General features: G+C 61.6%; 6 protein-coding genes and 4 pseudogenes. 3 read left to right on the top strand and 7 right to left on the bottom strand.

The window, feature by feature from the left end; genetic code table 11:
• The 4 genes from rpmC to ACM43_RS10300 all read right to left on the bottom strand — a co-directional run.
• Positions 1–148: 50S ribosomal protein L29 (rpmC, locus tag ACM43_RS10315; protein WP_271539909.1), on the bottom strand; the 148-nt coding region annotated here is incomplete at its 3' end.
• 754 nt (positions 149–902) lie between these two features.
• Positions 903–2,258, bottom strand: coding sequence for a hypothetical protein (locus ACM43_RS10310; protein ID WP_157786112.1), 1,356 nt, complete (start codon positions 2,256–2,258; stop codon positions 903–905).
• Positions 2,259–2,823: 565 nt separating this feature from the next.
• A complete protein-coding gene (locus tag ACM43_RS10305) occupies positions 2,824–3,066 on the bottom strand; it encodes a hypothetical protein (protein ID WP_050996334.1) in 243 nt (80 codons plus the stop codon).
• Positions 3,067–3,122: 56 nt separating this feature from the next.
• Positions 3,123–3,509, bottom strand: coding sequence for a hypothetical protein (locus tag ACM43_RS10300; protein WP_050996333.1), 387 nt, complete (start codon positions 3,507–3,509; stop codon positions 3,123–3,125).
• Between the two features lie 208 nt (positions 3,510–3,717).
• On the opposite strand from ACM43_RS10300, the pseudogene ACM43_RS10295 reads away from it, so the two are divergent.
• Both ACM43_RS10295 and ACM43_RS10290 read left to right on the top strand, forming a co-directional pair.
• Positions 3,718–4,137, top strand: a pseudogene (locus ACM43_RS10295) (hypothetical protein).
• A gap of 177 nt (positions 4,138–4,314) precedes the next feature.
• Complete coding sequence (locus ACM43_RS10290; RefSeq protein WP_271539908.1) at positions 4,315–5,610, top strand: ISNCY family transposase; 1,296 nt, start codon at positions 4,315–4,317, stop codon at positions 5,608–5,610.
• A gap of 1,591 nt (positions 5,611–7,201) precedes the next feature.
• Here ACM43_RS10290 and ACM43_RS10285 read toward each other — a convergent pair.
• Together ACM43_RS10285 and ACM43_RS10280 are read right to left on the bottom strand one after the other, a co-directional pair.
• Positions 7,202–7,438, bottom strand: coding sequence for a hypothetical protein (locus ACM43_RS10285; protein WP_157786109.1), 237 nt, complete (start codon positions 7,436–7,438; stop codon positions 7,202–7,204).
• 219 nt (positions 7,439–7,657) lie between these two features.
• A pseudogene (locus ACM43_RS10280) lies at positions 7,658–8,071 on the bottom strand (transposase); the annotation flags it as partial.
• 157 nt (positions 8,072–8,228) lie between these two features.
• Between ACM43_RS10280 and ACM43_RS10270 the strand changes: the two are divergent.
• Positions 8,229–8,674: pseudogene (locus ACM43_RS10270) on the top strand (ATP-binding protein); the annotation flags it as partial.
• Positions 8,675–8,923: 249 nt separating this feature from the next.
• Here ACM43_RS10270 and istA read toward each other — a convergent pair.
• Positions 8,924–10,396 (bottom strand): annotated as a pseudogene (gene istA, locus ACM43_RS10265) (IS21 family transposase).
• Positions 10,397–11,127 lie beyond the last annotated feature (731 nt).

The following is an 11,127-nucleotide window of genomic DNA, read 5'->3' as shown; positions in this document are numbered from 1 at the left end:
GGGCGATCTCGCGGCGCGCTTGCTTCATACGCGAAGTGTTCTCCAACTGGCCGGTGGCGCGCTGAAACCGTAGATTGAATCGCTCTTTCTTCAGATTCAGGGCCGCATCGTCCATTTGGTCCGGGCTCATAGCGCGGATATCGGCCATCTTCTTTTCCCTGTCCGTCAGCGCGCGCTGGCGCGGCGCTGGCGGCTTTTTCGGAATGTCCTGCTCTGCCGAATGAACCAGCTCGGGGCGAGGCCTTTTGGGAGGTTGGTTCGGCAGCCTGCTCTCGAGGTGTTCGAGCACTAGGTCATGGATCCTTTTTTTTTGCGCCAGCACGTTGTGCCAGCCACGACCTTTTATGGGAGCCTCGCCGAGGTATGCGGCGATCTGACCGCCTGCGTACGAAGTTCGTAGCCATTTGGAGACGGCCCTTAGCTTGTCCTTCAAGCCATCTTCTTTGAACTCTCGCAGCGCGAGTTCGCGGAGAATGCTGAACTTGATGTCCAGCCAGCGCACGGTCTCGCCGTAGGTCGCACGATGCTCGGCCAGGGCCAAGATCGCGGCGTGCACGTCTTTCTTGACGGCCTCCTTATCGCCTTTCCCAAGGCTCAGGAGAGCCATGCCGACGACCGCCTTCAGGAATTCGGCGTCTGGCGTCGGAGCATCGGGCGAGCCGAGAAGCGAGGGGACCTTCTCACCGTATTCGGGCAGCAGAGTTCGGTGGGCGAGCACGGCGTGGCCGGCCGCGGCTATCCAGGGAGCCGGAGGGGCCTGCGCTCCAGAAGTATGGAAAATGACCGATAGTAGCCTTTTCGCGGCGAGCTCGGCGGCCGCGGTATTTTGATGCTCGGTGAAGCCCCAGAATGCTCCCGCCAGACTGGTGTCCAAAAGCGCTCGCGGTACGGCTTCGGGGCCATCACCGAGAGAGAGAACGTCCAGATAGAACCTTCCAGCGTTCTGAACGTGCACGGTCGTATTGTCTTTGCGGCACACGACCGCGTAGCAGAACAGGTGGCCGTCGTTGGCAAACAGAGCCTTCCCGCTCCCGCTCGACGGTCTCCGCAGCGTTAGGACGGCGCCGTCCGATACTTCGCCCTCTTCCTTGGTCCAAAGCTCGAGACTTGCCACTTTGGCGGCGGCAGAGGTGTCCAGGACAGCGGGAGCCCACGCCCGCTTGGCCCCGAGGAGCGAAAGGCACTTTTCTTACGGGCCGCCCGGCTCTTCGGAGGAAAGGACCCCGTCTTTGACCAGCCCATTGGGCGCCTGCACACGGACAAACGGGGCAGAGTTGAACCATTTTGGGGCAGGTTGCCTGCGGCTTTCGTGCCAGTCGGAACTCAAAAATGGGGGAGGCGGTTTCCGAGCCGACGGGTGGGGGAGTGTCACAGAGCGCATCACAGGACGTCGGCGAGGGCACGCCCTTGGCATGAACGTCCACGGTGCTCTTTGGTTCTCTGGTCAGCAGGATCGGCCGGGTCTTGTAGCCCGGCGGCCCCTCGGGGCAGCTGGGACCCGGCGAAATCTGCTGATGACGCGCCCAACGCGTGACGAGAGCGTGCGCTGCCTGCACCAGTTCTGCCGCGACGATCGGCGCCGCAGTGGCCTTGGGATCGTCCGTACGAGCCCCGAAGCCCTTCAGCGCCTCCATGAACGCTCTCGTGCCGAGGGCATGTTCCCGGCACCCGGCGGTTATCGCGGCCTGCTTCGGGGTGACCACCCAGAACGCCTCTTGCCCTCTCGCAGATGAATAGAAGACATAGGCGTTCTCCGGCGTCGCTAGGTTTGGCGCGCCGATCCCTTCGTCCAAGAGGTCGTCCCTCTTCGGCGATCGGCATGCGTCGATGAAGCAATAGACGGGTTGGCCTGCCGTGATCCAGTTGATGACGTGCAGAGTGAGCGTCCAGTCGAGGCCGGACTGGCCCAATCCGTCGTCTCGCGGGCCGTCGCACGAGAGGTTGACGATGTTGCCGCCCTTGAGCTGCTCCGCGCCGTGGCCGATCCAGTGCAGGAAGCCGACGCCGCCCTCTTTTTTGACCCGGTGGGCCCAATTGAGAAGCGCTGCTCTGACGGTCGGATAGTTGGGACGGTCTACGCCGACTGCGCCGCCGCTGTCGCCGACGATCGTGACGGCACCGGCAGGATCCGATGCCAGCACCTCGACGGAGGCCAGCGCCTGAGACTGCGGATAGCTACTGCTCGGCAGAGTACGCCAGAAGTTCACGACGGCCTGAGCGAGTGCTCCTGAGCCGGGCAGATTGGTCGACCTGACCAAATAGTCTCCGACCATCACGATAAGGACGTGTACGGGCACCGCGGAGGGGCCGGGCTGGCGTTGAATTACAGACGTCATGAAAAGGGACTGCGTGAATCGGAGCTTGGAGATCAGGGGTGGCGCGAGGACGTACGGAACACAATGCACAACCGCCGGCTGAAGATCAATGGCTGTCGATCGCGGCGTCGTGCTTGGCGACATTATGGTCCCTGAAGCCGAATCACTTGAATCACGCTACCAGCGCATTGCAACATTTCAACGCGAGGGTGCGATGGCTCCGGGCTTGTCCACCGTCCAGAGGCGGGCCGAACCCCCGAAGGCCGAAAGCCGCCCCTCGAACCCAGTATCGGCCGGGCGTCCCACGACGCCAGCGGTGACTTGTTTCTACGGCTCTTTCGCGAGCCCCGCCGCGAGCAACAGCCAGCGCGGTGCCTGCAATGTCCTGCACCCATCTCACCTCCTTGCTCGCAACTACCGTCCAGGCCAACGCGATGGCAGGGGCTGCTGCGATAACAACCGGGAGAGACGGGCGTAGAGGGTGTACTTGTCGAACTTTGGCAAGAACCTATTCATCATCCACATCTGGCTTGAACGGGATAACGTACGCGTTTGTAACGCCAGCCCGGCGGTCGTAGCCGCGCACGAAGTTGATCCATCCCTTATGGGTCGCCGTCACCTCGTATCCGCGCCGCGTGAAGGCGTTGGCGACCTTGGTACGGGGATAGATATCCTCGTTCTTGCCAACAGAGGCGACGGCATATCCCCGGCTCTCAGCCGGATAGGGGCCTCGCCAGCGATTGAGCACCATCGGCGCTAAGTTACGGCGGCTACCGTGGTGAGGGATCTGGGGCAACGTCGGCTGGATCAGTAAGCTGATCTGTTCGCGTAGTCGGCCGCTTCGGCGAGTCCTTCAGGGCCGACATCGGCGGTCAGCAGCACGCGCTCGTTACCGAAGGAAGCCCACTGCACCACAGAGGTCTCGTTCGATGCAGATGTAGCCGGCGGGTTTTCGTCCAAGGTTTCGTAATCGAGGCGCTCCAGCACCTTTTCCGCCACGTCGGCTGCAGCCTTGAAGAGAGTGCCGAGAAGCCCCTTGGACTCGCTCGCGTACGACTGCGGTGTCTTGTCGAGATCGGGGATCAGTTTGATGTAGCGCTCGCGGCTCGGGGCAAGCACCGTGAACGGCCCGATCCGCGCAACCTGAAGGGGAGCCCTGATGGTGATGCCGCGCCTGGCCGCGATATTCTCCATCTCGACCAGGTAGGGTGCATCTCGCGCATCTTCTTGGTCAGCCCGTCGCGCCTGATACAGGGGACGGTATTAGAGAACGTCTCGCCGACAGTGCATATCCGACATAGGTCGCTACCAGCGGATGAATCTCGATGAGTCGACAGAGGTTCACGAATGCTCCTAAGATGTAGAGGCAGCAAGTTCGCGGAAGCCGGGTACGGGTGGGGCAGTGAACTTCCAGGTGACGGTTCTCAAGGTGCTGGTCAGCTATCCAGACGGGTTCGCCGTCATGGCGGACCTCAAGCGCGATATGGCGATTCTGGCGACCAGCGGACGGGACTGGGCCGAACGCACGAAGCGATTGGCAGCCCGCGTGCCAGACCTGGACATTTTCTCCCAAGGTCTCATCGAGCGGTTGAACGGCGGCTGGCGTATCACTGATAAGGGACGCGTGGTTCTCGAGATCATGGAGGCTCGGCCCGCACCCGCCTAACAAGCAACGGAGCTGCCTGATGTGCGTGCGGTCGAAGAGCCGACGCCAGCCACGGCTCTGTCACCGATGCCTGCGATAACTCCAATTCGACGCATGCGGAAACGAAGTCGACGCCAACGCGACGCCGTCCAACGAAGACAAGCGGCTGCGTCGTAGCAAGCCTGGGTTAAGAGCTAACCAGCAAATTTCGGCGTTCGGAAAGTCGTAATTTATTCCATAATCTATGTTATGCGAGCAGACGCTGTAGACGCTCATTAGAAAGGTCACCATCCTCCCCATTAGAGATGTCACGCTCGGACTTGTCTAAGGCATGAGGCCTGGGGGTTTTGAGTGATGACGGTGCTGTCGATGAGCCGGGCTGAGATCGACCGGGTGCATGTGTTGCGGGATGTCGTGGCGGAACGGATTACAGTGCGAGAGGCCGCGCAACTGCTTCAGGTCACATCGCGACAGGCGTTCCGTCTGCTGAAGGCCTATCGGATCGGAGGCCCTGCGGCACTGCTGTCGAAGAAGCGCGGCAAGCCGAGCAATCGAGCCTATCCGGCGATCGTACGGAGCGAGGCACTGGCGCTGATCAAGACTCACTACGTGGATTTTGGTCCGACGCTTGCTGCAGAGAAGCTGGCGGAGCGGCATGGTTTGCATCTCGGCGTTGAGACGGTGCGGCGCTGGATGCTGGGGGACGGGATTTGGAAGGACCGCCGGCAGCGGTTGAAGCCGGTGCACCAGCCGCGGCATCGCCGCGATTGCGTTGGTGAGTTGGTCCAGATCGACGGCTCCGAACACTGGTGGTTTGAGAACCGCGGCCCGCAATGCACCCTGCTCGTCTTCATCGACGACGCCACCAGCCGATTGATGCATCTGCAATTTGTCGAGACGGAATCGACCTTTGACTACTTCAGGGCGACGACCGCCTATCTGAAGCGCTACGGCAAGCCAATTGCGTTCTACTCGGACAAGCACGCAACGTTCCGGGTTAACAAGGTCGGCGCGACCGGCGGCGACGGGATGACGCAGTTCGGTCGCGCGCTGCACGAGCTCAACATCGACATCATTTGTGCCAATGTCCCGCAGGCCAAGGGGCGCGTGGAACGAGCCAACGGCACACTGCAGGACCGCCTGGTCAAGGAGATGCGTTTGGCGGGCATCTCAACTCTTGAGGCTGGTAACGCGTTCCTGCCGGCATTTACGGAGGATTACAATCGCCGCTTTGCCAAGGTGCCTTTTAGCGACAAGGATCTGCACCGGCCGCTTGCGACGCATGACAATATTGACGACGCCTTTGCCTGGAAGGAGGAGCGCACTCTCTCGAACAATCTGACGCTCCAGTACGACAAGGTGCTGTTCCTGCTCGAGCCGAACGAGCTGACCCGTCCCCTCGCCCGTCAGCGCGTCACGGTCTTCGACTATCCGGACGGGCGTTTTGTGATCAAGCACCAGGGGCGCGAGCTGCCGTACCGCACCTTCGACAAGCTACAGCAGGTCGACCAGGCCGCGATTGTCGAGAACAAGCGGCTGGGGCCAGTTCTGGCGTACATCGCCGAGCAACAACAGCTGCGCGATGAAGGACGCAGCAAGAAAGCACCGCGCCGCCGCGGTCAGGGCAAGAATCTATTCCGGGTCGGCTGACGGCCTCTCGTGGCCAGCGCTGGTCCTTGTGCCACCGTGCTCGGAGCCGTCAAGGACGGCCTTTGGGCCGCCGCCTCCGGCGGTCTTCGATCCTTGACCGCTCCTACGCGCGGGGGCGCGCCGGAAGGCGTCGGGACGAAGGGCGTCCCGACCATCGACCGCGCCTCCGGCGGGTCGAACAAAGGGCGATCAGCCGAGCCTGGCTATCCTCTCACCGATGACATTTCTAATGAGCGGAACCTGCGACTTGTCTATCGGGCGCCGACACATATTGGTCAGCGTTGCTTAGCAAGTGTTTGTGCTGATGACGAGGGAGCGCGTCTGCGCGGCCTGCCAATCTGTCAACCATCATGCTCTCCTCGACGGCTGCCGCATTGGCGGTCAGGCAAGCGAATTCGGGGCACTGATGCCAAACCGCTTGAGCAAACTCCTGTCTGTTAATAACAGCGCATGGAGACGACTAGAAGTAGAACCCAAGATGCTACCTCTCGACGCAAGCCTATACCGATCATCTCCCCCGCACCCGCAAATGATCCTCACCCTCAGTTGAGGTAAGTGGTCGGTCAGCCATGATCCAGATCAAGACCGCGCTCGAGTTCCTTTCGCCGGTACATCTGGAATGTATCCTAGCTGCTGCTCGAGAGCGGCCAAGGCCTGGCGAGCTCCCTCCAGCGTCACAGTGGCCTCGTTAAAGAGCTGCCGCGCCTCATTTAGTTGAGTGACTGCTCTTGCACCGGCATCAAAGAGCTTTTTCCTGATTGGCGGAGGTCGATCCTCGAGCACTGCGCGCTCCAGGTCTGGGAGCATGCTGATGAGCGCTCGATGTGCGCGAGCTTGTGCCTTTTCAGAGTTCGCGGCAGCGGCTAGCGCGTCACGATAACGCCGTACCGCCTCGATGGTCCTCTCTTCAAGATGGAAATGGTCGCTCAATAGCTCGTTCTCGCTACTTGCACGGTCGTAGCCACAGCGCGTCATGCTGGTTGGATGACAGATCGCTCTCAACCTCCCTTTGATCGTACAACCTGACGCCACGTGCGCTTCAAGCTTGGGCAATTAGTGGCGGAGCGCTATTGACGACGGCGCGGGGCCCTCGACGGAGGAGGCAGGGCCGTCCTCGAGTTGGTATTGGTAGCAGAAACCGCATCCGGTCGACGGCGACGTTGATGGAGACGCGCGGCGTCGAGACGATGCGCTCGCGCGCCGACGATCCCGCCTCCGATAGACGCGCGAGTGTGGCTCTCTACCCGGCTACACGGATCAGGTGGTCCCGAAAATCGGGCCGGTTAACTAATCGGATTTTGGGCGAAGGACGGAGAATGACGCAGAGGACGAGACGGAGCATCGACGCGGCGGATCGACGAGTTGTTCATGGCCTGGCCATTTCTCGGCTCGCAGTTATGATCGCGATGCTGCCAGCGGGGGGCGTGCCTCCAATCGCAACGTGTGCAGCGATCGATGCGTCAGATGGGGGATTGCAGCGCCCGGCCGAAGCCGCGCGCCACCGACGCCTGCGCCGGTACACGGGATTATTCCCGTGTCTGCTGCGGCGCCTGTGAGTGGACCCCGGTGATCTCACGAATGGGGTCTACTTTCATTTCTTATGGGCGATCAGCTGTGCGACTTCGGTCAGAGCAGCGCGGATGCCCTTCAACTCAGCCCATATGGCAATGAGAGTTCGAGCGTTGCGGCCTTCGGTTAATTGTTTAATGTCAGCGTGGCCAGTATGATGTTTGTGTGCTTCTTGAGCGCTCAGCGCGAAAGAGTCTTGAGCTAACATGGCTTCAGCGACGATGTCATCAACAATGCGCTTTATGTCACGACTATTCATTCGAACCACCCGCTGAATGTACCTATCCCTCACCACATACTCATCGAAATCTAGCGTGATTACCCAAAATAATATGCATAACAGGTTCAAAAATACCTGCCATTTCGGGTAGGGTCTGCGCGTCCCTGAAGCAGAGCCGGTCCCTCGTGCGCTGGCCCAGAGAATCGATGCCGGCGCCTGCCACGAACTCCTCTAACAGGCTGTTGCCGTCGACCGACCCGCCAGAAGCCCCTTCACCCTGGGCTGCGCCAGCACCGCCGCGAGGAACTTGGCCCCGATGTCGCCTTCCAGTAGCCGGTCGCGGTTCTTCGAGAACACCGAATGGTCCCAGGCTGCGTCGACGCCGATTCCGACGAACCAGCGGAACAGCAAATCATATTCCAGCCGCTCCATCAGAAGCCGCTCCGAGCGGATCGAATAAAACGCCTGCAACAGCATCGCCCGCAGCAGCTTCTCCGGCGGAATCGACGCGCGCGCAATCAGCGAATAAAGCGCGGCGAGCTCGCGTTCCAGCACCGCCAGCGCCTCGTTCACGATCGTCCGGATCGCTCGCAGCGGATGATCACGCCGCACTCGTGCTTCCAGATCGACGTAGCTGAACAGCTCGCCCGTCCGATTGTCGTCGCCGCGCACGCACCGTCTCCGAATCTCGTCGGAGCCAATGAATCATGGTCACCACTCGCCGCTAGATCCTGGAGGATCGCTACGGCCGCCGCTCCACTCCCGTCACCAGCCAGCTCCCGGTCGACCAGTGGCGCGCGCTCATCGGCGCGCCGATGACGAGCACAACCATCTCGTCATCGTCGGTCCGACCGGCACCGGCAAGTCCTGGCTGGCTTGTGCGCGCTCGGCAACAGAGCCTGCCGCGATGGCTTTTCGGTCCTCTACAAGCGCGTGCCGCGCTTGTTCGCCGACCTCGCTCAGGCGCGTGGCGAAGGTCGTCTCGCCCGCCTGATCGCGGCGCTGGATCGCGTCAATCTGCTCAGTTTGGACGACTGGGGACCCGAAGCGCTCACTGCCGACCAGCGCCGTGATCTCCTCGAGATCGTTGATGATCGCTACGACAAGGGATCATTGTTGATCACAAGTCAGGTTCCCGTGGCGCAATGGCATGACGTAATTGCCGATCCCACGCTCGGCGACGCGATCCTGGACCGCATCATTCACAACGCCCACCGCATCGAGCTCAAGGGCGACAGCCTGCGTCGTCGGGCCAATGATAGGACAAAAGCGTGACCACCGCGCGCCCGATCGCCCCACCGGCCGACAGGTCCCTCCCGCGCGCGCCGCTGCGTCGCTCGGGGGGGCCACTCCGCGCCGCGCGCGGGGCACTCCCATGGACCGCTGGACCGATCTCCAGGCGATCCCCGCCCGTCTTGACCAGGAAGATCATTTCCAGCACAGATCAGCACGTCAGTCGTGTTCGCCTCCGCAAGTGATCACCATCGTCTGGAATCCGCGATCGCGATCGCCTGGAACGGCTGATCACCATCCGTGGAATACGCAGGTGGGCGTGGCTTTGACGGGTTCGGTGGCAGGGCTCGCGCGGTCGAGCTCGGACTTGAGGATGGCGCTCACGGAGGAGTAGCGGATCGCGTTGATGGCGAGCGCCCTCTCGCAGGCTGCTTCCAGCCGATCGCGCTCATAACGCCGCGCCAGGCGATGATGCCCATGGCGGAACGATAACCCTGCTCGGGATGCGGGCGCTCACCCATCAACCGCTCGACCAGCGTGGCGGCGTTGACGCCAATCCGGGCCGCCATCTTGATCAGGCTCGCCGGCGTCATATTGGCGTACGCTGATGAGCCTTGGGCATGTGCTCGTTCACCGTGACATGGTCGCCGCGCTGGGAACGACGCACATGACTGGCGACACGCCGGTGATCCTGGAAGATCTCGACGGCCCGATAGGTAAGCCGCACGTCCACCTGACGACCGATCAGCCGGTGCGGCACTGAGTAAAAGGTCTTGTCGACCTCGGCATGATAATCGGGGTGGACCTTGGCCGTTTCAATTCGGCATATTCGAACGGCTCGCTCGGCAGCGGCGCCAAGGCAGTGCGCTCGATCTCCTCGAACAGCTGGCGGCGGGATTTCCCTACATGGCGCATCAGCCGGCTGTTCAGCTCCTCGAGCAATACACCAATCGCGCTATTGAGATCGGCCAGGTTGAAGAACTGCCGGTGGCGCAGCCGTGCCAGGATCCAGCGCTCGACAATCAGCACCGCACCTTCACCCTTGCCCTTGTCGCGCGGCTTGCGGCTGCGGGTCGGCAAAATCGTCGTGTCGTAGTGCTCGGCCATGGCGGCAAAGGTTTGATTGAGTGTCGGCTCGAACCACAACGCCTTGACGACCCCGGCCTTCAGATTGTCGCAGACGATCGCTTTGGGAACGCCGCCAAAATCACGCCAAGGCCCGGGTCTGGCCTTCGATCCAGTCTGGCAGTCGCTGACCGAAGCTCGCCATAGCGAAGGTCAGCGACGAGGCCCCGAGCACCGCGACAAATATCTGCGCCTGACGGATCTCACCGGTTTGCGGATCGATCACCTCCACCGTCGGACCGGCATAGTCGGTCTGCATTACTGCACCCGCCGCGTGGGATGACGGAAGGTCGGGTTCGCCCGGCGCCGATAGGCGTCAAACTTCTCGCAGAACCAGGTGTAGCCATAACCGTCGGGATGGGCCGTTCGGTACTCCTGCCACAGCAGTGTCAGCGTCACGCCCTTGCGCTTCAGCTCCTGCGCAACGCGCGGCCACTCAGGCTCGTGCAAGTCCTGCGGCGGTCGTCCGACCCGCCGGAACAGCGCCCGCTGCAACGCCGCCTCGCTCTCGTAAATCGGCGGCAGCGGCCAGCTCAAGCCGGCTTCACGTGCCCGCAGCAGGTAGGTGGCCACCGAGGTCTTGCTGATCTGCAGCCGTTCCGAGGCAGCTCGGACCGACAGGCCTTGCTCATAGGTCAGTACTCAGGATCGATCGAAGTCCTTCACAATTGTTCGCTTCGCTTGCTTCCGTCTCGGCATCGCCCCTCTCAAACTCAACTTGAGAGAGAACATTGCCCGAACGGCGCAAACCAACCTTCGCAACTGTCCGCGATTTAGCGGAATCCCTGTCCCGGAATTAGTGAAATTGCTGTCCGCGAATTACCGGAATCCGTGTCCGGCAATTGCCGAAACACGCACGCAAGTCACGCACTTGCGAGATGCCTGTCTGATCAACGTTTAGCATTGGCAGACAATGGTCTGCCTGGTCTTGGAATCGCCGGAGTCGCAAATACGACGATCCAACCACTTCGTTCAGAATGCGGTTGCCATCAACAGTCTCGGCCGGAGCCGCGTCCACAGCTCTCCATTGTGCTGCCGGCCTGCCTGATTTCGTTCCGCAGCTGCTCGACGTTTGCGCCGGCTAGCGTTGCGGCGAGCAGGGCGCGCGCTTTGACAAAGGATGAGGCATCGCACCGTTCGTTCGCACGGACAGCGCCCTCCCCGCTTTCTGTCTGTCTCGCGGACCGTCCAGCATCTACAGCGGTTGGTAAATGCGCGAGCTATGGCTGATTTTGGGTGACGCGGCCTGATCAGGCGGCGTGGCTTTCAGTGTTCGGAATGACTTCGATTCCATCGATGAACTTTACACCGGCGATGACTTTCGGCAACTGGTTCGTGCTCTTCAATCGCCGCCAGGTCTTCGATGCGGC

Source organism: Bradyrhizobium sp. CCBAU 45321, assembly GCF_028128975.1.
Taxonomy (GTDB): domain Bacteria; phylum Pseudomonadota; class Alphaproteobacteria; order Rhizobiales; family Xanthobacteraceae; genus Bradyrhizobium; species Bradyrhizobium yuanmingense.
Note: the sequence above shows the minus strand (reverse complement) of the source record. Positions and strands in the feature narration are given on the sequence as shown.